Source organism: Rickettsia peacockii str. Rustic (assembly GCF_000021525.1).
GTDB lineage: Bacteria > Pseudomonadota > Alphaproteobacteria > Rickettsiales > Rickettsiaceae > Rickettsia > Rickettsia rickettsii.
Window position 1 is genome coordinate 1,042,373 of sequence record NC_012730.1, and the last position, 24,429, is coordinate 1,066,801.

Below are 24,429 nucleotides of genomic sequence, written 5' to 3' on the forward strand. Positions count from 1 at the left end.
CTATAATAATTTTCCACCTGCTTTCTCTATTAAATCCTTAGCTTTAGAAGAATAAGCATCTAATTTTAATGATAGAGGAGCAGCGAAATCATCACTACAAATAGATAATAATTTCACTAATTTCTTATTATTTTTATTATTCACTACTCTGGCTTCTACCAATTTTTCTTTCGTAATATTATCATCAGCACTTAAACGCCCATCGGCTAATGCTTCTTCAATATTATAAATATTTATTATATTGTATTTTTTAGTTGAAATACAATTAAACCCTCTTTTAGGTAGTCTTTTGATCATAGGTGTTTGACCACCTTCAAAACCTTTTACTGCAACGCCGGATCTAGATTTTTGACCTTTAATTCCTCTACCGCCGGTTTTTCCTTTACCACTACCAATACCGCGTGCTATTCTTTTCTTATTTTTTTTAGCACCTATATTATTATATAATTCATTTAATTTCATTTAAAAACTCTAATTACATATTTTCTATTTTTAACAAATGCTTTACTTTTTTAACCATCCCTTTGATTGAATTAGTATTTGCAAGAATAACGCTCTTATTAATTTTGTTTAAACCAAGCCCAACTAATATCAACCTTTGATCATACTTACGACCTATAGCACTGTGAACTTGAGTAATTTTTATATTATTGATCTTATTATTCATAACTTCACCTTACTTATGCAACATTATTCATTAACTTGAATGTCAGCAGATTTTACAGATATTTCATTTACTTTTTTATCTCTTCTCATAGCAATAGATTTTGGTGATGCAAGTTTATTTAATGCATCAAATGTTGCAGAAATCATTGCGTAAACATTCGTTGAACCTATTGATTTAGCAACAATATCATGAACGCCTAAAGAGTCAAAAATTGCTCTCATAGATCCTCCGGCTATAACGCCTGTACCTGCTTTAGCTCTTCTTAAAATCACTTTAGCAGCTCCACTTTTACCGACAACGTCATGGTGAATAGTCCTATTTTGATATAACGGTACTTTCATCATTCTCTTTTTAGCGGCTTGTTTTGCCTTTCCTCGAGCTTCATTTACTTCTTTAGCTTTTCCGTGTCCCGCTCCGACTCTGCCGGCTTTATCACCGACCACTACATAAGCAGAAAAAGCAAAGCTTCTACCGCCTTTTACTACTTTTGTAACTCTATTTACATCAACTAAAACTTCACTTAAAATCTCGTCATTTTTTTTAACTTTAGACATTACTACAACCTTATAACCTAAAATTTTATTTTCTCTCTAGCTGCATCAGCTAGCGCTTTTACAACACCGTGATACTTATATCCGCCTCTATCAAACACTACGTCTTGTATCCCTGCAGAATCAGCTTTTTTTGCTATTTCTTCGCCTACTTTGATAGCATTTTCAATATTACAATGAGATTTTTTTAATTTTTTTATTTTCTCATCTAAAGTTGAAGCAGCAGCAATCGTTATAGACTTAGAATCATCAATAATTTGTGCATATATATGTCTACCTGACTTAAATATTGATAATCTAACGCTATGAGATGTTTTAGATATTTTATGTCTTATTCTACTTCTTCTTTTTTCAAATTTTAGCTTAGCACTACGCATATTTAACTCTTAAATTTAATTTTTCTTACCTTCTTTACGCGGTATAAATTGATTTTCAAATTTAATTCCTTTTCCTTTATAAGGCTCAGGTGGTCTCTGTTTTATAATAATTGAAGCAAATTGTCCTAATTTTTCTTTATCTGTTCCCTCAAGAATAATAATATTTTGCTTAGGCATCTCTATTTTAATATCTGAAGGTATCTCAATTTTTGTATTATGGCTTTTAGCAAGCATTAAATTTAAATATTTACCTTTTACCATCGCCCTGTAACCGACTCCGTTAATTTCGAGTTTAAGCTTAAAACCTTCTTTAACGCCGGTAACCATATTTGATATTATGCTTCTTGCAGTACCCCACATAGCACGTACATTTTTATTTGCGGCTAAAGGTTTTACTAAAAGCTTATTTTCTGCCAATGAAATTGCTATATTACCTTTAAAAGTTTTTGATAATTCGCCTTTAGGTCCGGATATTTTTACTTCTAAATCATTTAAACCAATTTTTACACCTTCAGGTATAGCAATTGGCAATTTTCCAACACGTGACATTTTTTACCTTAAAATACTTTACAAATTACTTCGCCGCCGACATTTTTAATATGAGCTTCTCTATCAGACATAACACCGTAAGGAGTAGAAAGAATATATATACCCATATTATTATAATATCCTTTCAAATCTTTAATAGCAGAATATACTCTTTTTCCAGGCTTTGATACTCTATGAATTTCGCATATAGAAGCATCGCCATTAACAGAGTATTTTAAAGCTACCTCAGTATAACTAATATTATTTTTTTGAGTAGTTATATAATCTTTTATATAACCTTCTTTTTGCAAAACATCTAAAATTGAAGTTTTAATTTTAGAACTAGGAAAAGAAACATTTATCAATTTGCTTTTATAAGCATTTCTAATTCTAGTTAACATATCTGCTACATTATCCGTCATTGACATATGATTTACCTATCGACTTTTACCAACTTGACTTAACTACACCGGGAACTAAGCCTCTGCCTATTAATTCTCTAAGCTTATTCCTCGATATACCAAACTTTCTTGTAACACCTCTTGGTCTACCTGTAAGCTCACATCTATTTCTTATTCTAGTAGATGATGAATTTCTAGGTAATTGTGCAAGTGACATTACCAAAGAAAAACGCTCTTCTAATGAAATATTTTTATCATAAATTTTACTTTTTAGTGCTAAACGTTTATTATGTAAACTTTGTGATTTTTTTTTCCTACTTTCGTTCTTTTTTATAGAACTTACTTTTGCCATTATATATATCCTAAAAATTAATTATAAAAAGGTAAATTAAACCCTGATAACAAAAATTTACTTTCTTGATCTGTTTTAGCAGATGTAACGATTGTAATATCCATACCTCTTATTGTATCGATTTTATCGTAATTAATTTCAGGAAAAACTATCTGCTCTTTTAACCCAAAAGTAAAATTCCCTTTACCATCAAAACTTTTATAAGAAAAACCGCGAAATTCCTTAACACGGGGTAATGCAACAATTACTAACCTCTCTAAAAAATCATACATTCTATCTTTACGTAATGTAACCTTGCAACCTATTTTCATATTTTCGCGTAACTTAAAAGTTGCAATAGATTTTCTTGCTAACGTTACAACCGGCTTCTGACCGGAAATCAAAGTAAGATCATTTACTGCATTATTAATTACTTTAGAATCGGCTGTTGCTTCCCCTACTCCCATATTTATCACAATTTTCTTAATTTGCGGTATTTCGTGTTTATTTTTATAAGAAAAATTTTTTTGTAAGTTTTCAATAATTTTTTGCTGATATAATTCTTTAAATCTTAACATTATTTACCTTCCTTACCAATAATTTCCCCTGATTTCTTTGCTACTCTAACCTTAGAACCGTCTTCTAAGAATTTAAAAGCTACCTTGGTAGGGTTACCGGTTTTTGGATCGATGTGTGCAATATTTGAGATATGTATAGGTAATTCTTTAGTTATTATCCCGCCTTCACTCATTTGATTAGATTTAGTATGCTTTTTTACTACATTTACTCCAGAAACAATTACTTTACTGTCCTCCGGAAAAACTTTTAATATTTTACCTTTTTTTCCTTTGTGCTTTCCGGTAATAACAACAACTTCATCACCTTTTTTTACTTTTAATTTAATCATTTATAACACTTCCTCTGCAAGCGACATTATTCTAACATATTTTTTCGCTCTAAGTTCTCTTGTAACAGGACCAAAAACTCTAGTACCGATAGGTTCATCTTGTTTATTCAAAAGCACTAATGCGTTTTGATCAAATTTTATTGTACTACCGTCAGGTCTTACTACTCCAGTCTTTGTACGAACAATCACGCCTTTATAAACATCACCCTTTTTAACCTTACCGCCGGGTATAGCGTCTTTAACAGATACAACTATAACATCACCCAGCTTTGCCACCATATGGTGAGAGCCACCTAAAACTTTAATACACATAACTTTTTTAGCACCGGAATTATCTGCAACTTCCAAGATGCTCTGCATTTGAATCATAAACTACTTCCAATTTTTTATACACGAGAAATAAAATAAACAATCTACCTTATAAAGTCAAAGATTAAAAAACTTTATTCCCCATTTACCACTACCCATGTTTTGGTTTTTGAGATAGGCCGACTTTCAATTATACTCACTTTATCTCCTTCTTGATATTTATTTTCTGAATCATGAGCAGCATATTTTTTAGATACTTTCACAAATTTTTTATAAATAGGATGCTTAAACTTTCTTTCTACTTTTACTGTAACCGTCTTATCAGCTTTTGAACTTATAACCACGCCTTGTAACACTCTTTTCGGCATTTTAATATTCCTCACTATTAGCTCTTTTTGTTAATTCAGTTTTAATACGTGCTATAGACTTTTTGACTAACGAAAACCTACTAGTATTTTTTAAATCACCTAAAGCTTGTTGAAATCTTAAATTAAACAATTCTTTTTTTAAAAGATTAAGGTTTTTATAAAGCTCTTCTATTGTTTCAGTAGATAACTTACTTCTTAATAATTTTAAATCATTCATAACGTCTCACTATCCTTGTTCTAACAGGTAATTTTGCACTTGCAAGCTCCAAAGCTCTAAGTGCAACATTTTCTTCTACCCCTTCAATTTCAAACATAATTCTTCCAGGCGAAACTCTAACTGCAAAAAATTCAGGAGAACCTTTACCTTTACCCATTCTTACTTCGGCAGGCTTTTTAGAAACGGGAACATCCGGAAAAATGCGAATCCATAATCTTCCTTGCCTTTTCATACATCTAGTAGCAGCTTTTCTTCCTGCTTCTATTTGTCTTGCAGTAACACGCCAACCATCTATAGATTTTAGACCAAATGATCCAAAAGCAAGCGTCGTACCTGCTTTTGCTGTTGAAGCAACCCTACCCTTATGAGCTTTTCTAAATTTTTGTTTTTTCGGAGCTAACATTTTAATACTTAAAATTAATTATATCTTTTATTTTCTGTATATTCACCTTTATAAATCCACACTTTAACCCCTATAACTCCATAAGTAGTTATAGCCTCAGCTGTTGAATAATCAATATCAGCTCTTAAAGTATGTAACGGCATTCTTCCTTCTATATACCATTCGGTTCTAGCAATTTCAGCACCTCCAAGTCGTCCTGAACAACTAACCCTGATACCTTGTCCACCTTGTTTAAATGACGCCTGAATTGCTGTTTTCATGGCTTTTCTAAAAGAAACTCTTTTTTCAAGCTGTAGTGCTATAGTTTGAGCTACTATAGCAGCATCTATATTAAATTTTCGAACTTCGTGAATATTTATATAAACTTCTTTTAAAGAAGTCATTTTCTCGATAGCTTTTTTTAGCTTATCAATTTCACTACCGTTTCTACCGATAATGATATTTGGTTTTTTGGCATTAATATTAATTATAATACTTTTATTAGAAGGGCGTTCAATTAAAACTCTACTAATTTGGGCTTGATTAAAACCCTTATTTATTAAATCCCTAATTTTTAAATCTTGTATAAAAAGAGTTTTATAATGTTTTTCTGCATATAATATGGAATCCCAACCTTTAATTAAAGTCGGTCCAACTCTAAAACCATGTGCACAAACTTTCTGCCCCATTTTAATTATCCTCTTTTTCTGTAACAGTTATATAAAGATTACTAAAAAACTTATTTATTCTAGTTGCTCTTCCTTTTGCTCTTGGCATAACTCTTTTCATTACTAAAGCCTTACCTACAATCGCTTTAGTAATAACCAATCTATCTATATCTAGACCTAAATTATTTTCAGCGTTTGCAACAGCAGATTGTAAACAATCTTTTACAACTTTTGCAATTCTTTTAGGAGAAAAAGTTAATTGTACCAATGCTTCAGATACTTTCATATTTCTAATAAAGGCTGCAACTAAATTGAGCTTCCTTGAACTTACTCTAATAGATTTAGCTTGTGCCGTAGCAAAATTTTTATTTTCCTGTACCATATAAATCTTTATTTTCTTTTGATTTTTTTATCTGCTCCATGACCGTGAAATGTTCTAGTAGGAGCAAACTCACCTAATTTTCTTCCAACCATTTCTTCATTTACAGAAACCGGAATAAATTTATTTCCATTATGCACAGAAAAGGTAAACCCTACAAAAATAGGTAAAATCGTTGATCTTCTAGACCAAGTTTTAATCATTTCAGATTTACCTGATTCCATTAATTTTTGAACTTTCTTTATTAAATAACCGTCTACAAAAGGCCCTTTCCATATTGAACGTGCCATACTAATACCTAATTAATTTAAAATCTATTTTCTTTTCTTTACGATAAATTTTGAAGTACGTTTATTTTTACGTGTCTTCTTACCCTTTGTTGGGAATCCCCAAGGAGTAACAGGATGGCGACCTCCTGAAGTTTTACCTTCACCACCGCCATGAGGGTGATCTACAGGATTCATTGCTACACCTCTAACATGCGGTCTCCAACCTAGCCATCTATTTCTACCGGCTTTGCCTAAATTAATATTTTTTTGATCCGGGTTAGATATACTACCTATAGTAGCTTTACAATCTAAAGGTACTAACCTAAATTCACCTGATCTTAATTTAATCTGAGCATATCCTGAATCTTTACCCACTAGATCTACTGAAGTACCTGCAGACCTTGCAATTTGACCGCCCTTACCGACTTTCATTTCAACATTATGTAAAGTAGTACCGATAGGAATGCATTTTAAAGGTAAACAATTTCCTATTTTTATATCAGCATCTTGACTTGATATTACTCTATCACCTACAGATAATTTTTGTGGTGCTAGAATATAAGAATATTCCCCATCTTCATATTTTATTAAAGCAATAAAAGCAGTTCTATTAGGGTCATACTCTATTCTTTCAACAATAGCAGAAACATCAATTTTATTTCTTTTAAAATCAATAATACGATATAATTTTTTGTGTCCTCCACCTCTGTGCCAAGAAGTAATTTTACCTTGATTATTTCGTCCACCGGTTTTAGATATACCTTTGGTCAAAGATTTTAAAGGTCTGCCTTTCCATAAACTAGTTTTATCAACTTGAACTAACTCTCTAAGAGAAGGAGTAATTGGATTAAAGTTTTTTAAAGCCATTTATTTAATTCCTCCGGCAAAATCGATATTATGGTCTTTTTCTAATGTAACAATAGCTTTCTTTCTATTGATTTGAGTCCCTATAATTCCTTTAAATCTTTTCTTCTTACCTTTAACGTTTAAAATATTCACTTTTTTTACTTTTACTTTAAATATTTCTTCTATAGCCTTTTTAATGGTAAGTTTTTCAGCAAATTTATCTACATAAAAAGCGTATTTATTTTGTTCCGAAAGGGTTGTAGTTTTTTCTGTAATAATAGGTTTTCTAATTAAATCGTAGTATTTATAAGAACTCATCTTAACCTCTCTTCTAAAACACTCACTGCTTCTTGTGATAATAGGACATATTCATGTCGTATTATATCATAAACATTGGCTCCTATTTGTGGAACAATCACAGTATTATAAATATTTTTTGCAGCTAAAGAAAAATTAATATCTACTTCATTTCCGTCTATTACAAAGAAACTTTTCCCTTGAAATTTGTTTAATATATTTACAAGAACAGAAGTTTTAGGCTTATCTAGCTTTAAAGAATCTATTACTAATAATTTTCCTTCAGCGCATTTCTCGGATAAAGCATGAATTAAACCAAGTTTTCGTACTTTTTTAGGTAATTTCGTTGCATGACTACGTACTCTAGGTCCATGAGCTACACCACCACCACGCATCTGTACCGATCTAAGGGAGCCTTGTCTTGCATTACCTGTACCTTTTTGCTTAAACGGTTTTTTTGTGGTTCCTAATACTTCTGATACTGTTTTAGTTTTGTGGTTACCGGACATTGCCTTAGCTCTCTGCCAATCAATAACCTGCTTTATTATATCATCTCTGATAAATTCAACAGCAAATATATCTTCATTTAAGCTAATCTCACCAACTTCTTCATTAGCAAGACTTAATATTTTAGTTTTCATCTTTATTGTAACCTTATACAGTCTTATATAAAACTTTTATATAAATAATATTGCATGGCGTTTTGTTAATGTGATAATCTTTAACCTCAACAAACATGTCTAAATATCTATTATACAGTTATTGAAATCTTTTTTATTGCATCTTTTACTGAAAGATACGAATTTTTGTGACCGGGTATACTACCCTGAATCATAATAAGCTTACGCTCTTTATCAACGGCAAATATTTTCAAATTTTGAATAGTAACTTGGTTACATCCCATATGACCGGCCATTTTTTTGCCTTTGAAAACCTTTCCTGGATCTTGTCTTTGTCCTGTAGAACCATGCGAACGATGGGATATCGAAACACCGTGAGAAGCTTCAAGACCTCTAAAATTATGTCTTTTCATACTACCGGCAAATCCTTTACCTATAGTAGTTGCCGTTATATCCACAAATTGTCCTGCCGTAAAATGGTCTACTTCTAGACTTGCTGCTATATCAATAAAATTCTCTTCAGAAATTCTAAATTCTTTTAATTTAGTTTTAGGAGATATTTTAGCATTAGCAAAAACTTGTCTCATAGGTTTGGTTACTCTAGATATTTTTTTATCTTTTACACCTATAACCAAAGCATTATATCCATGTTTTTCCAGAGTTTTATGTCCTACTACTTGACAATCATCAACTTTTACTAATGTTAAAGAAATTCTTTCGCCTTTATCATTAAAAACACTAGTCATCCCAATTTTTTGAGCAATTATACCGGTTCTCATTTATTCCCCACTCTCTAATTCAATCACTACATCAACACCTGCTGCTAAATCAACTTTACTTAAAGCATCGACAACCGCCGGATTCGGATCATCTATAACTAATAATCTTTTATGCGTTCTAATTTCAAATTGCTCTCTTGACTTCTTATGTACATGAGGAGACCTATTTACGGTAAATCTTCCAATTTTTTTAGGTAAAGGAATAGGACCATTAATGTTAGCAAACGTTCTTTTAACAGCACTAACTATCTCTTTTGTAGCTTGATCAAGACTACGGTGATCAAATGATTTTAAACGAATTTTGATTTTATTTTTCATTCAGTAAACCTAATATTTAAACAGCAAGATGTTTTTTTAGACATCTTTCCAAACTGTACTTCTAGAGGTAATTTGTACGTCGATCCGGCACTCGAATCCTCACGTCCGTTATATACGCTGCGGTTCTGCATTCCTTACCTCCTTCAAATTCTTCTCTATAAGCCGGTTCGGAAAAATGTCTATTACATCTTAAAATATAAATACCTATTATTAAAAAATAATAGGTATTTATAAAATCAATTAATTATTTATTTTAGTTACTACGCCGGCACCCACTGTTCTACCACCTTCACGTATAGAGAATTTCAACCCTTCCTGCATCGCAATCGGTTTAATTAATTCCACTGTAAAAGTAGCATTATCTCCAGGCATAACCATCTGCTTATCAGCAGGCAATTTTATTGTACCGGTAACATCTGTTGTTCTAAAATAGAACTGCGGACGATAGTCATTAGTAAATGGGGTATGACGTCCACCTTCTTCTTTACTAAGCACATATACTTCAGCTTCAAACTTATCATGCGGTTTTATGCTACCAGGTTTTGCGAGAACTTGTCCTCTTTCAACTTCTTCTCTTTTTGTACCGCGTAGTAATATGCCAACATTATCTCCGGCTTGTCCTTCATCAAGTAATTTTCTGAACATTTCTACACCGGTACAGGTAGTTTTTTGCGTATCTTTTAGACCGACTATTTCAATTTCCTCACCTACCTTAATTATTCCTGACTCTACTCTACCAGTTACAACAGTACCTCTTCCTGAAATAGAGAATACATCTTCTATTGGCATTAAGAAAGGTTTATCCGTAGCTCTTACAGGCTGCGGTATATAGCTATCTACTGCATCCATTAGCTCATTAATAGCTTTTTCACCTTCAGGCTTTCCTTCTAAAGCTTGAAGTGCAGAACCTTTAATAATAGGTATTTCATCACCCGGGAAACCATATTTTGATAATAATTCCCTTACTTCCATCTCTACTAGTTCTAATAGATCAGGATCATCCACCATATCTATTTTATTTAAAAATACTACCATAGCAGGCACACCTACCTGTTTTGCTAGTAATATATGCTCTCTAGTTTGCGGCATAGGACCATCAGCAGCAGAAACTACTAATATTGCACCGTCCATCTGAGCGGCACCGGTTATCATGTTCTTTACATAGTCAGCGTGTCCCGGACAATCTACGTGTGCATAGTGTCTATTTTTAGTCTCATATTCTACGTGTGCAGTAGAAATAGTTATACCTCTTTCTTTTTCTTCAGGAGCAGCATCAATTTGATCATACGCTGTAGCTTGTGCTCCACCTGTCTTAGCAAGTACTATAGTTATTGCTGCCGTTAAGGAAGTTTTACCGTGATCTACGTGACCGATCGTACCTATATTAACGTGCGGTTTAGTTCGTTCAAATTTTGCTTTTGCCATATTATTACTCTCTAACAATTTTTTAGGTTTAATACAAGTTATTTCTCTGGAGCGGGTGATGGGAATCGAACCCACACAGCCAGCTTGGAAGGCTGGAACTCTACCATTGAGCTACACCCGCATTGTGGCACTATTAATAAAATACTTTCAAAGTTACTTTGTTAACAGTGCTATATCAATTTTATTCAGATTTATAAATATACACAATTATGTTTTATTTTTAAATAAAATGATATGCTTCCCTGAACCATTTAAGTGGTGGAGGGAGAAGGATTTGAACCTTCGAACGCTTACGCGGGCAGATTTACAGTCTGCTGCCATTGACCACTCGGCCACCCCTCCTAAAGAACTTTACTGTATTAAATAGACTAATTCACTGTAAAATACAATATAATTAGTATTAGGACTTAATAAAACTTCTTGCCGAATCATCAAATAAACAAATAGCAGCTTGCACATTTATTTAGTTGTAACTTTCTATAATAAATAGTAGTTTCTGTCAAGAACAAATTACTGACGGTTTTCAATAAGATGCAAAATAAAAAACTTGATTCTAAACATTGTTATTATATGTATGGGAAACATCCTGTCTTTTCTGCTCTAAATAATCCAAAACGTCAAATTGACAATATTTTATGCACTAGGGAAATTTTTGAGACACATAAAAAATTAATAGGTACTAGAGCTTATGAAATTGTTAATAACGATATTTTATCTAAATTACTGGAAAACCAAACACATCAAGGAATAGCTGCAAAAATTAGACCAATTTTTTCTTACAATTTAGAGGACATAGATATAACAAATCCAAAATGTAAAATTGCGATTCTTGATCAAATAACAGACACACAAAATATTGGCGCAATTATTCGTAGTGCCGCTGCTTTTGATATAAATGCTATAATATTACCTCAAGATAATTCTCCAAATGAAAGCGGCAGCATTGCTAAAGCGGCTTGCGGTACTTTAGAATTAATACCTATAATTAAAGTTACTAACTTACGCTCATGTATGAATTATCTTAAAAAACACCGCTTTTGGATTATAGGTCTAACAGGTTCTGCAAATGACTACTTTACCGATAAATTAATTTCCGACAAAACAGTATTGGTATTTGGCTCAGAAGATAAAGGCATACGAAGATTAGTTGCAGAAACATGTGATTATTTAGCCAAAATCCCTATTTCTCAGAGAGTAGAAAGTCTTAATGTATCAAATGCCGCTTCTATACTTTTTCATTCATTACATAAATAATATTTTTAATAAATCAAATATTGTTTTTTATTTACTTCGATATAAATATTTAGTCTACTAAAATTAAAGTCATAAACTTTTATTATATCAATTAATTTGAGAGACAAGTCATGAAAAGGGAACCAAATGAACAAATTATCGAGAGTTTTGAAAAACAATTAGACATATTTATAAATGCACTTACAGAAAAAGAGATAACAACAGCTATATTAAACAATTTTTTTGATAAAGTGATCAATAACCTCAAGAATGAAAGATTAATTAATGATATTATATTTGATATATATCAAGGTAAAGCAGTAATTACTAAACCTATATATTCCGATTATATAGCATCTTCTGAACCTAAATATAACGAACATTGGCAAAAATTTTATAGTTTTAATCGTAATCTTATGATAGAAAGCACATTAATATTTATTGCTAAGAATCTAAAAAAAGCTTCTTTAACAGACAAATTATATTATAGCTTTGCTAAATTAGCCCAGCAATTAGACTTGAATGCAGTAAGTGATCATTTTATGAAAAAAATAGATAATTATATAACATTTAACAATTTATGAAAAATTACAGAACCGAAAGTGATTCTTTTGGAGAAATTCAAATAGAAGAAAAATTTTATTGGGGGGCTCAAACTCAAAGATCTTTAGAAAATTTTAAAATAGGCAAGCAAAAAATGCCTGAAATTTTAATTCGTGCTCTTGCTATTTTAAAAAAATGTGCAGCACAGGTTAATCATGAGTTTGGTGATTTAGAAGCTAAAATCGCTATAAGTATAGATAAAGCCACGGATAGAATCTTAGAAGGCGAATTTGAGGATAATTTTCCTTTAGTAGTTTGGCAAACAGGTTCAGGAACGCAAACAAACATGAATATGAACGAGGTTATTGCCTCTATTGCCAACGAAGAATTAACAGGCAAGAAAGGCGGCAAATCTCCGGTACATCCTAACGATCATGTTAATAAAGGACAATCATCCAACGACTCTTTTCCAACCGCTATGCATATAGCAACCGTACTTGCAACTAAACAGCAACTGATACCAGCTTTGAATAATATACTGACCTCTTTGCAGGATAAGTCAAAAGATTGGGACAAAATCATAAAAATAGGACGTACCCACTTGCAGGATGCAACTCCTTTAACTCTTAAACAGGAATTCTCCGGATATATTACACAAATAGAGTATGCTTTAGAACGCATAGAAAATGCACTACAAAAAGTTTATCTACTTGCCCAAGGAGGCACAGCAGTCGGTACAGGTATTAACTCAAAAATAGGCTTTGATATAAAATTTGCCGAGAAAGTGGCAGAGTTTACTAAACAACCCTTTAAGACGGCTCCTAATAAATTTGAAAGTCTAGCTGCTCACGACGCACTAGTAGAATTTTCAGGAACTCTTAATACTATAGCAGTTAGCTTAATGAAAATAGCAAATGATATAAGACTGCTCGGCTCCGGTCCAAGATGCGGTCTTGGTGAGCTACATTTACCTGAAAATGAACCTGGTTCTTCTATTATGCCCGGTAAAGTAAACCCTACACAAGTCGAAGCTTTAACAATGGTGTGCAGTCAGGTGATGGGAAATCATGTTACGGTTACTATTGCCGGCTCAAACGGACATCTTGAACTTAACGTATTTAAACCCGTAATAATATACAATATCCTACAATCTATAGAGCTGTTATCCGATAGCGTAAATAGCTTTGTTACTCACTGTGTTAAAGGATTAGAACCCAATATAGCACACATTAATGATTTACGTGATAAATCTCTAATGCTTGTTACAGCTCTTAATCCGCATATAGGCTATGATAATGCTGCAAAAATTGCTAAAGAAGCACATAAGCACGGAATCACTTTAAAAGAAGCAGCTAAAAAACTCAATCTTCTATCGGAAGCAAAATTTGATAAAATAGTAGTACCTAAAAAAATGGTTAGTCAATCTTAGGTTTTATACAAAGATATTAATTTAAACTATTAATATTACTGTATAAAATCTTATAAATAGGATAATATTAAATTAGTCTATTATTATATTACCTATGTGAAACAAAATTTATCTAATCAAATTAACCTACTCGAAGCAAAAACTCATTGTTCTGATCTAATACAGCGTGTACAAGACGGAGAGCAAATTACCATTTGTAAGCATAATACGCCGGTTGCAAAAATTATAACTCAAAAACCTAAAATGGATAATATAGTAAAGCAAATAAGAGAATTCCGCAAAGGCAAAACATTAGAGCTCCTTATACTATTAAAGAGCTTAGAGATGAAGGTAGAAAATGGTGAATTCTAAACCGTTTATAGCCGATTGCTCCATAACTGTCTCATGGTTCTTTTATGATGAACGTGATAAATATTCAGATTTTACATTAGATTATTGTTATAAGTTTAGAGTGATAGTACCGCCTCTTTGGAGACTTGAAGTAACTAATGTAATATTAATAGCAGAAAAACGTGCTAGAATAAAATCAGTAGAGGTTATTAAAATTATAGATTTTTTAAACTCTCTCCCCCTTAATATATCAAATTTAAATTTTTCCATACATGAAATTAAACTGCAAGAGCCAACAATCTTACTATATATGATACAACTTATTTATTAACTGCCCTGCATGAAGTTCCTATGGCCACTAACGATAAAGCATTAATCAAAGCATGTCATAATAACGGCATTCCACTATTTTATAGTGAATTAGCTTGAATTAGGGATGATTTATAAGAAATATTTTATTTTTTTAAGGGCATAGCGAATACCGTTAATACTAATCCATTTACGGTATGAGATATGTTCTTAAAAAAATAAAATATTTCTTATAAATCATCCCTAATTCAAGCTAATTCACTATAAAATACAATAATCCATATTTTTCATAAAAAGTTTATGGAAATTTCTAAATCTTTTATTATACTTAAACATTAATTATATAAAATAAAAGAGTATCATGGTTTTAAATATCAAAGCTCCTGAAAATATAGTATTAAAACCGACCATTACAGTTTTTGGCGTTGGGGGTGCAGGTAGTAATGCAGTAAATAATATGATTAGTGCTAATCTGCAAGGTGCTAATTTTGTAGTAGCTAATACTGATGCACAATCGCTTGAACATTCTTTATGCACTAACAAAATACAACTCGGTGTTTCTACGACTAGAGGTCTTGGGGCAGGAGCTTCTCCTGAGGTTGGAGCACTTGCTGCTCAAGAATCAGAAAGCGAAATTCGTAATTACCTAGAAAATAGCAATATGGTATTTATTACGGCAGGTATGGGCGGTGGTACAGGTACCGGTTCTGCACCGGTTATTGCACGCATTGCTAAAGAACTAGGCATCCTTACGGTTGGGGTAGTAACTAAACCTTTCCATTTTGAAGGCGGTCATCGTATGAAAACTGCAGATAAAGGACTTATTGAATTACAGCAATTCGTTGATACTTTAATTGTAATACCGAACCAAAATCTATTCCGTATTGCTAATGAACAAACGACGTTTGCCGATGCTTTCAAAATGGCAGATGACGTATTACATGCAGGCGTTAGAGGAGTAACGGATTTAATGATTATGCCGGGACTTATTAATCTTGATTTTGCCGATATTAAAGCAGTAATGAGTGAAATGGGTAAAGCAATGATGGGTACAGGTGAAGCTAGTGGCGAAGATAGAGCTATTAAAGCGGCAGAATCTGCAATTTCAAATCCACTGCTAGATCATAGCTCAATGTGCGGTGCAAGAGGTGTATTAATCAATATTACCGGCGGTTCCGACATGACCTTATTTGAAGTTGACAACGCTGCTAATAGAATTAGAGAAGAAGTAGACAACCTTGATGCTAATATTATTTTCGGTTCAACATTTAATCCGGAATTAAAAGGAATGATCAGAGTATCAGTTGTTGCTACCGGTATTGATGCCGATAAAGTACCGACATATAAACCCGCAATAGCTGAAACTACCAATATAGTTCCTGAGGAAACTTATAATAAAGCTATAGCACAACCTACACAAATAGAAGAAATGCCTGATTTTAACAGCTACAGTACCAAAAATATTGAAATTACCGACTCTCCAATAAATCAAAATTTTATCGGAAATGAAAAAGAGCTAGGGTTACATGCCAATACTTTCAACAAATCTGAAGATGACTCACCCAAACCATCATTTTTAGGAAAAATATGGGGTTCTCTGCGTGCTTCAAATAATCAAACTTTAGAACGCAAAAACGTTGTTGTTAGTACTCTAGATCAAGATAATAAAGAGTCTGATATTCATGACATACCGGCTTTTTTAAGAAAGAAACGGGATTAGATTAGAAAATGAATATAATTTCAGAACAGCATAAAAAAAGAATTATTAGAAATAACTAAAAATTTTCCTGCAGATACTGCATCACTAATAAATTATGTAGATAAAACATTTAAATGTCACATTCATGATTTATCTTTATCGGATCAAAAAGATTTAAAGTTTTTTATAGCAAAAAGCTTTGCAAATCAAATTGATGTTTGTAAAACTAAAAAACATGTTCAAAATTTTTAGAGTTACACGAGCTATGGGAAGATTTATTTGAAGAGATATTGGAAGATAAGCCTGTATATAGTTTAGACATTGACTGAGCAACATACTATGCCGAATTAGATTTTACCGAATTAAATCAAAATAATATGTTGAATACAAGATTTAGCGCAACCTCCCTTGATTTTCATTTAATAGAAACGCTACCTAACTTTTCTAGTGACAAACAAAAATATAAGGCTGAACTAACCTTTACAGAATTAAAACAAAATAATTTTGCAAAAATATATTTGGAAAAACAACAATATAACTCTCAAAGTATTCTTATTTCAAATATACAAAATAATCACAATAATTACATATTATTTCCTAAGATTATAAACCTTGAAGAACAAGTTACCATAGATATATTAAATAATTTATTATTATTAGGTGCTTATAATAAATGTAATTTTTTTGAATCCAATAACGGATCAGAAATATATTTTAGATTACCTAATAATGAAAGGCTTGCCATGAAAGTTTTTAGTTTAAATAATCAGCCTATATTAAAAGAAAATAAATTTGAAAATTCTATATTATTTTTAAGTACAAAAATAAACGAAAATGGTGATGTTGACTATAGTGAAGGCTTTAGTACTGATATTATAAGCCAATGGTAAAATAAATGCTTCTTATATAATTCCTCTAGGCGAGATAATGGATTCTAATTAAAAAAATAATCATATGCCAAATAAAATTATACTATTTCTTATATCATGTTTTTTAAATACTGATTTATTACCGATAAGCGGTTAAAAGATATTGCACCCTATCCTACACCACTTGAAAATCAAAAGTGTTATGTAATTCATTTACCTACAGAGTCCAATGAAGAAAAGCTAAAAGTAGAATTGCAAGCAACAAAAAATGCAATGCAAGATTGTAATCGTGTTGGGTTTGGTGGTAAGCTGGAAACAAAAACTTTAGAAGGATGGGGATATAATTATTATATAATCGATCAAGTTAGCGATCACCCTGCTAGTACAATGATAGCATGCCCAAACGTAAAAGCAACCATACAACCGGTTAGTGTATTTTTAGGCGATGAAACATTTTTAAGCTATAATAGCAAACTACCTATCGTAGTATATGCTCCAAAAGATGTTGAACTACACTACGTTATTTGGCATCAAAATGATACAATCAATTCTGCAAAGGAAGAATAGGACATAACTATTCTTCAAAAAAATTTAATATACTATATGACATTTAACGTCATCGCGAGCAGTCGTAGACTGCCTGGCAATCCAGAAAAAATAACCAAAAATTCTGTAAATCAGAAATTTTTACTAGATTGCTTCGTCGAAACTTGCAGTTTCTTCTTGCAATGACGAAGACTAACACAGTTAGCATACTAAATTACTCAAAATCTTCCTCTACAGCTTCAACTTCTTGCACTTCCGGTACAAAATGTTTAAGCATGGACTCAATGCCGTTTTTTAAGGTGATGGTGGAACTAGGACATCCAAGGCATGCACCACGAAGTGCTAATTTAACTACACCGTTTTCAAAGCCTTTATATATTATGTCGCCGCCGTCTTGTGCAACAGATGGACGCACCCTAGTTTCAATAATCTCTACGATTTGCTTCTCTATTTCCGAAAGCCCATCAAGGTTATGATTTACATTATCTGCTTTGGTGTTTTCTTCAAATACAGGCAAGCCTGAAACAAAATGATCCATAATAACCATTAAAATTTCAGGCTTTATAACTTGCCAATTACCTTCAGCTTGTTTAGTTACTGTTATAAAATCACTACCGAAAAACACCGATTTTACATTATTAATATAAAATAATGATTCTGCAAGTTTGCTTCTTCCTTTTACTTCAGCAAGCTCACTAAAAAATACCGGCTGATCACTACTTATTTCCTGCCCTGGGAAAAATGTTATTGCATCCGGATTTGGAGTATCTTCAGTTTGAATAAACATAATTAAAGCACACTAATAAATTTGTTGATTATTATAAATTGATAGTACTACTTTTACAATATATTTGTATTTAGGCATTTTTACATGGCGCTCAAAAGTATGTCATTCCTGCGGCAGCAGGAATCCAATACTACCTATCCACGTCATTGCGAGAAGGCATTTATGCCGACTAAGCAATCTCATGCAATTTAAGAGAGATTGCCACGTCGCTACGCTCCTCGCAAGGCATTGTTGCAGGGACCGGTAAAGCACTCGGTGTCAAGCCACGGGATGACAGAGGTGAAATTGATCCACACAACAACGCCTCCTCGCAATGACAATTATAAATATTTTGCTAGATTCCCGCTTTAGCTAGAAATAACATAAGGCGGCAAATATCTAATTAATATATAAGCCGGTATAAAACAAAATCCTGCTACAATAAAGAAATAAGTCCAGCCTAAATAAGTAGCTGCATAGCCTGAAATACTACCAAACAATATGGTACTAATATAAGCAATAGAAGTAATTAAAGCAATTTGGGTTATACAATATTTAGAACTACAGCATCTTAATTGGTAAGAAAAAAACGGCGACATAGTTAAGCCCTTGGTAAATTCTTGAAAGAAGACCGCTATATACAAACTTATAATATCTCGATTATAAAAATAGAGAAATAAAAAAGATAGGCTAGATAAAGCATGATATATTAATGCTCTTTTAAGCAAATAAGAATATTCATATTTTCGGCACAAAAACCCACCTATAAAACCTCCAAGGATTGTAGCACACATACCGAAAGCTTTATATCCAAGAGCTAAATCTTTCTTCGTATACCCAATATCAAGATAAAACATATTCGGCATAATTGACAGCAAATTATCTTGAAGACGATATAGAAGCATAAAACTAACAATTATTAGCCATTTAGGTTTCTTGACAAAATCATAAAAAGCATGCCAAAATCTATCAAAATCATTAATAATTATCTTATCTTTAAATTTAAGCGGATAGCTTATAATTAATAGTAATGACGGTATACATAAAATTGCCATAGCACGATAAACATCTTGCCAGGATATGATAGTAGATAAATATAACGCTCCTGAACCTGCTATAAGTATACCTATTCTAAAGCCTGTAGTACAAGCTGCCTCACTTATGCCCCAATTTTTATTTGTAATCAGTAACATCTGTGATGATTGAAGTAACATATCATAAATGGACGAAAAAAATGCCACAGCTACTAAGCATAAAGCAAATGGTATAAAATGAGTGTTAGGGTTAAAATTTGTTAGAATATATACACAAAAAATACAACTAACCAAAGCAATAATTAAACAATATTTATATCCCCGCTTACTTAAAGGAGCAAAACTTACTTTTTCAAGCAAAGGACCCCATAAAAATTTAAATATATGAATAAAATTCACTAAACTAAAAAGCCCGATAGTGATTTTATCAAAACCGGATTCTCGAAGCCAAAAAGAAAGAGTTGAACCGGTAAGTAAATAAATTAAACCTCCAGGAAAAGAAATTATTAATATAAAGAAAATATTAGATATATATTGAAATCGTGAAAAATTTAAACTTATGAATTTATCCTCCTTTAAAATATACGGTTGTCATGCCTGCAAAGGCATCGCCCGCATGGATATCTAATCGTCATTGCGAGCAGCCATAAGGCTACGTGACAATCTCATGAAATGATAATAAACTCTTGAGATTGCTTCGTCAATTACTTACGTAATTTCCTCGCAATGATATAAATGACGTAAACCTAAACTACGATACTTTCTTTCTTTTATTACCGTAGCTGTTACCATCACAGGTTCTTTTACGGCTACTATCAAAAGCATGAAACTTTGTACCGTCACCGCCGGCTCTTTTACCGAATGATCTTTTACGATTATTTTTATCACTTCTAAACTCACTACGTGGCGTAGATTCTCCTTTATTTACTAAACGATCGATTGCACGCCATCTAATAACATCATCAGGAGAAATAAAAGACAACGCATGTCCGGTAGCCCCTGCTCTACCCGTTCTACCTATCCTATGTAAATAATCTTCAGGACACATAGGTAAATCATAATTAATAACATGCTGTGTATGAGGAATATCAAGCCCACGAGCCGCTACATCAGTTGCTACCATTATTCTATGGTTTGACTTACGAAATGATAAAATTACTCTTTCACGTTGACGCTGACTTAAATCACCGTGTATAGCTTCTGCTGTATGATTTTCATATTTCAACATTTTAGCTAATTGATCGGCAGAGCGTTTAGTCTTCACAAAAATAATGACCGATCCTTCCCTATTACCAAGTTGTTTAGTTAATGCACTAAATTTTTCTTTATCAGAAACATGCATTGATTCCTGTTTTATTTCTGCAGCTGCTTTATTAGTAGCACCTACCGTAATACGTACCGGATTGTTTAGATATTTTTGAGAAACAGCAATAATATGTTTTGGCATAGTAGCGGAAAACATTAAAACTTGTCTTTTTTCCGGTAAAAATTTATTGATTTCTTCTAATTGTTCTTTCATCCCCATATCAAGCATTCTATCCATTTCGTCAAGTACGGTTATGCCTATACGATCAATTTTTAGACTTCCCCTATTTAAGTGATCGATAATACGCCCCGGCGTACCGATAATCACTTTTGGATTCTTTTTTAATTGCATAAATTGTTTAGGCATCGGTGCACCGCCTATCAAAACTGCACTATTAATTTTATAGGATGTAGTTACTTTATTTAAAGTACTGTGTATTTGCGTTGCTAATTCTCTAGTCGGAACAAGAATTAAAGCAGTAGTTTTATTTTTAATAAATGAATCAATTAACGGCAATAAATAAGCAAGAGTTTTGCCTGAACCTGTTTGGCTAGAAGCGAGTATGTCCGATCCCGCCATTGCAACCGGAATCGATTGCTTTTGTATTTCAGTCGGCTCAGTTATATTCATTGTCTCGAGAACAATAATTAATTCTTCAGATAAATTAAAATTTTTCATTATATAATCCAATATAGTTTTAAATCAAAATATGCACATTATTGATTAGACCTCTTAACATAACTCATTTCTTAAAGATATATGAGACATCGACGCTGCTCTCTATCCTTACATACTTAACTATGTACGCTGCGTAGAGTAGCAGTTCTTATTCCCTTTATAAGATAAGTTATGCAATAGGTCTATTGTATAAAAAATAAGTTATAGTAAATTAAAATAACGACTTATATAATTATCCTGAATCAAAAAATATGCTTAAGCTAGATTACAAAACACCCACTAAATATATAAAACGATAATGAATAATGAAACTATTTTAGAATCTTATTCAAGCCAGAATAATATTATTAGATTTAGGGCATTTTCATGCCCTTTAGTAAAAATAATTTATTATACTTAAATTATATAGGTTATTATAAGACAAAAACAAAATATTTACTATTTTGATAAAGATGACTAGGCTACCCTAAATTATAAACAATTTTGGATAGCTGCTTTTGGTATTATAAATTTATTTAATTCTGAGGTTAACAGCATAGGCTTTTCCTTGCTTTTCTTCAAGATCAAAAATTACATCTTGTCCTTCTTCAAGGCTATGTAAACCTGCTGCGTCTACAGCTGATTTGTGTACAAACACATCTTTGCCGCCATTGTCCTGTTCAATAAATCCAAAATTCTTTGTAGAATTATACCACTTAACTTTACCTACTATATTTGTAGCCATAAAAACCTTTATTAGATAGAAATTACTTATTTGAACTTAACACACGCTTATAATAACTAAAACTTAAATTTTACTTTAAGCCTTACTTAAATATAAGAGCTGATAAAAATTCATTATGCAAAACTACCTTACCTTGCGGCATTTGTCAATAAACATGTCAATAACATGCAAGAGAAAGTATTACTTCCTGAAACTAATCTATCATATTATTACTACTTTGTCACTATTTAAGTTAATTATCTAATAAATTAATGAGTAAACCAACGATTTTAAATGTGTTTAATAACTTTTTCATATCAGACTAATATATTAACGATAAAAGTACTTGCTTTTTCGTATTTTTTTTATTAATCTGTCCACTTAGCAAATGCAACCTTAATATCCACAGCTGCCCGCGTGATGGAATGGTAGACATAACGGACTTAAAATCCGTGGAGCGTAAGCTCTTGCCGGTTCAAGTCCGGCCGCGGGTACCATTCCGCCATTTTTAGGCAAATTCACCAATGTATCAAACAGCGAACGCAGCATAAAATCAAGCTTTTCAGGTTTCAATATTAAGTTCCCAAATATTAAATTTACTAAACGTCTTTTTTCGCTCACGCTGGAACTTTTAAATATCTTATAGGCACTTGAGGCTGTTGATATCAAGGAAACCTGTAGCGATAACCGAAATTAATGCGTAGCTGTGACCCTAATGTATTAATTCACATCGCAACTAGATATTAATGAGTGAAACTGATTTAGAGATTGCCACAAAAAACTAACCACCAAGCCAATGCTATTTAATATGTTTACTTTGGCTGAACATTTGTATAAGACAATTGTCGAAATCAAGCAAATTACAATAGACGAATAGCATCACTGCTTCGCTTATTTTAGACTACAGAAATCTAGCAAACAGAATAGAGTGAAAAGGCAATAAGTAAAAGCTTTGCAGCGTTTTTTACTTAATAATACATACACTTTAATTAAATTGTAGGATCAAGTTCAATTGCTTTATTATAAGACTCAAGAACTAAATTGTATTTACCTAGTAAATAGAAAAAGCCGTATTTTTGAGTAAGATAGATTTATTAAATATACTTCTCTCACATGATAATTAAACTCTATCAATTAATATATACGCTAATTTTAAAGAGTTAAAATATAAAGAAGAAATTTTAACCTCTGAGTCTTATATTGATGAAGAGGAAGAAAAGAAATTAAAAGCTCAAAATGCATAGTTTTGACTAGTTTTTTAACTTTCTGTTATTTCTTTTTTAACTATATAGATGAAAAAGCAGCAGAATATAAACTACAGCAAGAAGCAGAAGCAAAAAAGTTAGATAAAGCTGAATGATGCAAGCTATAATATTTCAGCAATTCTCAAATAATCTTGAGGGGCAAGATTTTCAGCGCGATAATTATCATTGATTTTCAACTGAGTTAATACTTCATGTATATTAGGTACAAGATTTTTCAGTGATGATTTGATCATTTTCCGTCGTCCTGCAAAAGCAAGCTTTGTTATTTGCTCAACTTTATTTATCAGAGCAATAGACAGCGGATTTTCTAAAGGTATTAGTTTAACTATCGCAGAATATACTTTAGGAGGTGGATAGAAAGCAGTTGGCGCTACGTCAAAGCACTTTTCCACTTTAGCTATTAACTGACATATTACCGATAACCTGCCATATGCTTTAGTTGAGGGTATAGCACAAATACGTTCTACTACTTCCTTTTGTAACATTAGCGTCATACTAGTAATTAGCCGTGCTTCTTTCAGCCATCTAATCACTAACTCAGTACCTATATGGTACGGTAAATTAGAGATTATAGTTACTTTATAGTCAATTGCTTTAGACTCGCCTATATCGTTCGCTCTCCTATTAGTTATAGGCTTCGCTTCTCGCTTCTTGTATGCAAATCCAACTGAATTGACTATATCACAGCTTAAATCGGTTAAATTTATTTTAAGAGCATCTTGTTTAATAATATTTAGATTAGGATAATATTCTTTAATCTCATTAAGGAGCGGGAGGCATCTCTCATCTGTTTCTATAACAGTTAAGGATTCAGGATTTTTCTGCAATATTGACCTAGTTAACCCTCCTGTGCCGGGCCCTATTTCTAATACTCGGCTATTTTCTGCCAGGTTACTTGCACGTACGATTTTATCACATAGACTACTGTCAAAAATAAAATTTTGTCCGTGCTTTTTAAGAGGATTAACTTGATGTAAAGCTGCGTGTTTTGCAATTGAAGGGAGCATAGGGTATGTCATTCCCGTGAAAGCGGGAATCCAGTAAAACATATAAAAACTTGTTTTTATATGTTTGTTTTTA

General features: G+C 32.2%; 34 protein-coding genes, 3 tRNA genes and 2 pseudogenes. 9 read left to right on the plus strand and 30 right to left on the minus strand.

The window, feature by feature from the left end; genetic code table 11:
• The 25 genes and pseudogenes from rplO to RPR_RS06305 form a co-directional block, all read right to left on the minus strand.
• Window positions 1-462: a 50S ribosomal protein L15 gene (gene rplO / locus RPR_RS06185; protein WP_012736938.1), complete on the minus strand. Its 462-nt coding sequence runs from the start codon at window positions 460-462 to the stop codon at window positions 1-3.
• Window positions 463-475: 13 nt separating this feature from the next.
• Window positions 476-667, minus strand: a complete 192-nt coding sequence (gene rpmD, locus RPR_RS06190; protein WP_012151139.1) for a 50S ribosomal protein L30 — start codon at window positions 665-667, stop codon at window positions 476-478.
• Between the two features lie 23 nt (window positions 668-690).
• Entirely contained in the window at window positions 691-1,221 is a 531-nt protein-coding gene (gene rpsE / locus RPR_RS06195) for a 30S ribosomal protein S5 (RefSeq protein ID WP_012736939.1), read from the minus strand.
• A 17-nt stretch (window positions 1,222-1,238) separates the two neighbouring features.
• Window positions 1,239-1,595: a 50S ribosomal protein L18 gene (gene rplR, locus RPR_RS06200; RefSeq protein WP_012736940.1), complete on the minus strand. Its 357-nt coding sequence runs from the start codon at window positions 1,593-1,595 to the stop codon at window positions 1,239-1,241.
• A 15-nt stretch (window positions 1,596-1,610) separates the two neighbouring features.
• Window positions 1,611-2,144 (minus strand): 50S ribosomal protein L6, encoded by a 534-nt coding sequence (rplF, locus tag RPR_RS06205; protein ID WP_012736941.1) that lies wholly within the window; start codon window positions 2,142-2,144, stop codon window positions 1,611-1,613.
• 8 nt (window positions 2,145-2,152) lie between these two features.
• Window positions 2,153-2,551, minus strand: coding sequence for a 30S ribosomal protein S8 (gene rpsH, locus RPR_RS06210; RefSeq protein ID WP_010977581.1), 399 nt, complete (start codon window positions 2,549-2,551; stop codon window positions 2,153-2,155).
• A 19-nt stretch (window positions 2,552-2,570) separates the two neighbouring features.
• Complete coding sequence (gene rpsN / locus RPR_RS06215; RefSeq protein WP_008580947.1) at window positions 2,571-2,876, minus strand: 30S ribosomal protein S14; 306 nt, start codon at window positions 2,874-2,876, stop codon at window positions 2,571-2,573.
• 17 nt (window positions 2,877-2,893) lie between these two features.
• Window positions 2,894-3,433, minus strand: coding sequence for a 50S ribosomal protein L5 (gene rplE / locus RPR_RS06220; RefSeq protein ID WP_012736942.1), 540 nt, complete (start codon window positions 3,431-3,433; stop codon window positions 2,894-2,896).
• A complete protein-coding gene (rplX, locus tag RPR_RS06225) occupies window positions 3,433-3,762 on the minus strand; it encodes a 50S ribosomal protein L24 (RefSeq protein ID WP_004997814.1) in 330 nt (109 codons plus the stop codon). The genes rplE and rplX overlap by 1 nt, the downstream gene beginning before the upstream one ends.
• Window positions 3,763-4,131, minus strand: a complete 369-nt coding sequence (gene rplN, locus RPR_RS06230; RefSeq protein ID WP_004997813.1) for a 50S ribosomal protein L14 — start codon at window positions 4,129-4,131, stop codon at window positions 3,763-3,765.
• 74 nt (window positions 4,132-4,205) lie between these two features.
• The gene (rpsQ, locus tag RPR_RS06235) at window positions 4,206-4,439 is read right to left on the minus strand and encodes a 30S ribosomal protein S17 (protein ID WP_004997812.1); all 234 of its coding nucleotides are present in this window, start codon (window positions 4,437-4,439) and stop codon (window positions 4,206-4,208) included.
• Between the two features lies 1 nt (window position 4,440).
• Window positions 4,441-4,656 carry a 50S ribosomal protein L29 gene (gene rpmC, locus RPR_RS06240; RefSeq protein WP_004997809.1) on the minus strand — a complete coding sequence of 72 codons (216 nt, stop codon included), beginning with the start codon at window positions 4,654-4,656 and terminating at the stop codon, window positions 4,441-4,443.
• Complete coding sequence (gene rplP, locus RPR_RS06245) at window positions 4,649-5,059, minus strand: 50S ribosomal protein L16 (protein WP_004997806.1); 411 nt, start codon at window positions 5,057-5,059, stop codon at window positions 4,649-4,651. The genes rpmC and rplP overlap by 8 nt, the downstream gene beginning before the upstream one ends.
• Window positions 5,060-5,073: 14 nt before the next feature.
• Window positions 5,074-5,727 carry a 30S ribosomal protein S3 gene (gene rpsC / locus RPR_RS06250; protein ID WP_010977584.1) on the minus strand — a complete coding sequence of 218 codons (654 nt, stop codon included), beginning with the start codon at window positions 5,725-5,727 and terminating at the stop codon, window positions 5,074-5,076.
• A 1-nt stretch (window position 5,728) separates the two neighbouring features.
• Complete coding sequence (gene rplV, locus RPR_RS06255) at window positions 5,729-6,088, minus strand: 50S ribosomal protein L22 (RefSeq protein ID WP_012736943.1); 360 nt, start codon at window positions 6,086-6,088, stop codon at window positions 5,729-5,731.
• Between the two features lie 8 nt (window positions 6,089-6,096).
• Window positions 6,097-6,375, minus strand: coding sequence for a 30S ribosomal protein S19 (gene rpsS, locus RPR_RS06260; RefSeq protein ID WP_004997794.1), 279 nt, complete (start codon window positions 6,373-6,375; stop codon window positions 6,097-6,099).
• 24 nt (window positions 6,376-6,399) lie between these two features.
• Window positions 6,400-7,221 carry a 50S ribosomal protein L2 gene (rplB, locus tag RPR_RS06265; RefSeq protein ID WP_012736944.1) on the minus strand — a complete coding sequence of 274 codons (822 nt, stop codon included), beginning with the start codon at window positions 7,219-7,221 and terminating at the stop codon, window positions 6,400-6,402.
• Window positions 7,222-7,518 carry a 50S ribosomal protein L23 gene (rplW, locus tag RPR_RS06270; protein ID WP_012736945.1) on the minus strand — a complete coding sequence of 99 codons (297 nt, stop codon included), beginning with the start codon at window positions 7,516-7,518 and terminating at the stop codon, window positions 7,222-7,224.
• Window positions 7,515-8,138, minus strand: a complete 624-nt coding sequence (gene rplD / locus RPR_RS06275) for a 50S ribosomal protein L4 (RefSeq protein WP_012736946.1) — start codon at window positions 8,136-8,138, stop codon at window positions 7,515-7,517. The genes rplW and rplD overlap by 4 nt, the downstream gene beginning before the upstream one ends.
• 110 nt (window positions 8,139-8,248) lie before the next feature.
• On the minus strand, window positions 8,249-8,896 hold the full coding sequence (rplC, locus tag RPR_RS06280; protein WP_012151152.1) for a 50S ribosomal protein L3: 648 nt from the start codon (window positions 8,894-8,896) through the stop codon (window positions 8,249-8,251).
• The gene (gene rpsJ / locus RPR_RS06285; protein WP_012736947.1) at window positions 8,897-9,214 is read right to left on the minus strand and encodes a 30S ribosomal protein S10; all 318 of its coding nucleotides are present in this window, start codon (window positions 9,212-9,214) and stop codon (window positions 8,897-8,899) included.
• A 17-nt stretch (window positions 9,215-9,231) separates the two neighbouring features.
• Window positions 9,232-9,410: pseudogene (locus tag RPR_RS09235) on the minus strand (palindromic element RPE1 domain-containing protein); the annotation flags it as partial.
• 44 nt (window positions 9,411-9,454) lie between these two features.
• A complete protein-coding gene (gene tuf / locus RPR_RS06295) occupies window positions 9,455-10,639 on the minus strand; it encodes an elongation factor Tu (RefSeq protein ID WP_004997779.1) in 1,185 nt (394 codons plus the stop codon).
• A 47-nt stretch (window positions 10,640-10,686) separates the two neighbouring features.
• Window positions 10,687-10,760 (minus strand) — tRNA-Gly (locus RPR_RS06300).
• 135 nt (window positions 10,761-10,895) lie between these two features.
• A tRNA-Tyr gene (locus RPR_RS06305) sits at window positions 10,896-10,981 on the minus strand.
• A gap of 189 nt (window positions 10,982-11,170) precedes the next feature.
• Here RPR_RS06305 and rlmB point away from each other — a divergent pair.
• The 8 genes and pseudogenes from rlmB to RPR_RS06355 all read left to right on the plus strand — a co-directional run bounded on the left by rlmB (window position 11,171) and on the right by RPR_RS06355 (window position 17,618).
• Window positions 11,171-11,893, plus strand: coding sequence for a 23S rRNA (guanosine(2251)-2'-O)-methyltransferase RlmB (rlmB, locus tag RPR_RS06310; protein WP_012736949.1), 723 nt, complete (start codon window positions 11,171-11,173; stop codon window positions 11,891-11,893).
• Between the two features lie 110 nt (window positions 11,894-12,003).
• Window positions 12,004-12,456, plus strand: coding sequence for a hypothetical protein (locus RPR_RS06315; RefSeq protein WP_012736950.1), 453 nt, complete (start codon window positions 12,004-12,006; stop codon window positions 12,454-12,456).
• Window positions 12,453-13,844, plus strand: a complete 1,392-nt coding sequence (fumC, locus tag RPR_RS06320; RefSeq protein WP_012736951.1) for a class II fumarate hydratase — start codon at window positions 12,453-12,455, stop codon at window positions 13,842-13,844. The genes RPR_RS06315 and fumC overlap by 4 nt, the downstream gene beginning before the upstream one ends.
• 96 nt (window positions 13,845-13,940) lie before the next feature.
• A pseudogene (locus RPR_RS06325) lies at window positions 13,941-14,188 on the plus strand (type II toxin-antitoxin system Phd/YefM family antitoxin).
• Window positions 14,182-14,505, plus strand: coding sequence for a type II toxin-antitoxin system VapC family toxin (locus RPR_RS06330; protein WP_012736953.1), 324 nt, complete (start codon window positions 14,182-14,184; stop codon window positions 14,503-14,505). Before RPR_RS06325 ends, RPR_RS06330 begins: the two are co-directional and overlap by 7 nt.
• Before the next feature lie 339 nt (window positions 14,506-14,844).
• Complete coding sequence (gene ftsZ, locus RPR_RS06340; RefSeq protein ID WP_012736954.1) at window positions 14,845-16,203, plus strand: cell division protein FtsZ; 1,359 nt, start codon at window positions 14,845-14,847, stop codon at window positions 16,201-16,203.
• A gap of 356 nt (window positions 16,204-16,559) precedes the next feature.
• Entirely contained in the window at window positions 16,560-17,072 is a 513-nt protein-coding gene (locus tag RPR_RS06350) for a hypothetical protein (protein ID WP_012736955.1), read from the plus strand.
• Between the two features lie 186 nt (window positions 17,073-17,258).
• Complete coding sequence (locus tag RPR_RS06355; protein WP_266105342.1) at window positions 17,259-17,618, plus strand: ecotin family protein; 360 nt, start codon at window positions 17,259-17,261, stop codon at window positions 17,616-17,618.
• A gap of 193 nt (window positions 17,619-17,811) precedes the next feature.
• Here RPR_RS06355 and RPR_RS06360 read toward each other — a convergent pair whose 3' ends face one another.
• The 4 genes from RPR_RS06360 to RPR_RS06375 form a co-directional block, all read right to left on the minus strand.
• Window positions 17,812-18,384, minus strand: coding sequence for a NifU family protein (locus RPR_RS06360; RefSeq protein ID WP_012736957.1), 573 nt, complete (start codon window positions 18,382-18,384; stop codon window positions 17,812-17,814).
• A 347-nt stretch (window positions 18,385-18,731) separates the two neighbouring features.
• Window positions 18,732-19,958, minus strand: coding sequence for an MFS transporter (locus RPR_RS06365; RefSeq protein ID WP_085065741.1), 1,227 nt, complete (start codon window positions 19,956-19,958; stop codon window positions 18,732-18,734).
• A 190-nt stretch (window positions 19,959-20,148) separates the two neighbouring features.
• Window positions 20,149-21,381 carry a DEAD/DEAH box helicase gene (locus RPR_RS06370; RefSeq protein WP_012736959.1) on the minus strand — a complete coding sequence of 411 codons (1,233 nt, stop codon included), beginning with the start codon at window positions 21,379-21,381 and terminating at the stop codon, window positions 20,149-20,151.
• A gap of 511 nt (window positions 21,382-21,892) precedes the next feature.
• Window positions 21,893-22,105, minus strand: coding sequence for a cold-shock protein (locus RPR_RS06375; RefSeq protein WP_004997759.1), 213 nt, complete (start codon window positions 22,103-22,105; stop codon window positions 21,893-21,895).
• Between the two features lie 390 nt (window positions 22,106-22,495).
• Here RPR_RS06375 and RPR_RS06385 point away from each other — a divergent pair.
• A tRNA-Leu gene (locus RPR_RS06385) sits at window positions 22,496-22,581 on the plus strand.
• An 869-nt stretch (window positions 22,582-23,450) separates the two neighbouring features.
• Here RPR_RS06385 and rsmA read toward each other — a convergent pair.
• Window positions 23,451-24,356, minus strand: coding sequence for a 16S rRNA (adenine(1518)-N(6)/adenine(1519)-N(6))-dimethyltransferase RsmA (gene rsmA / locus RPR_RS06390; protein WP_012736960.1), 906 nt, complete (start codon window positions 24,354-24,356; stop codon window positions 23,451-23,453).
• Window positions 24,357-24,429: the final 73 nt, after the last annotated feature.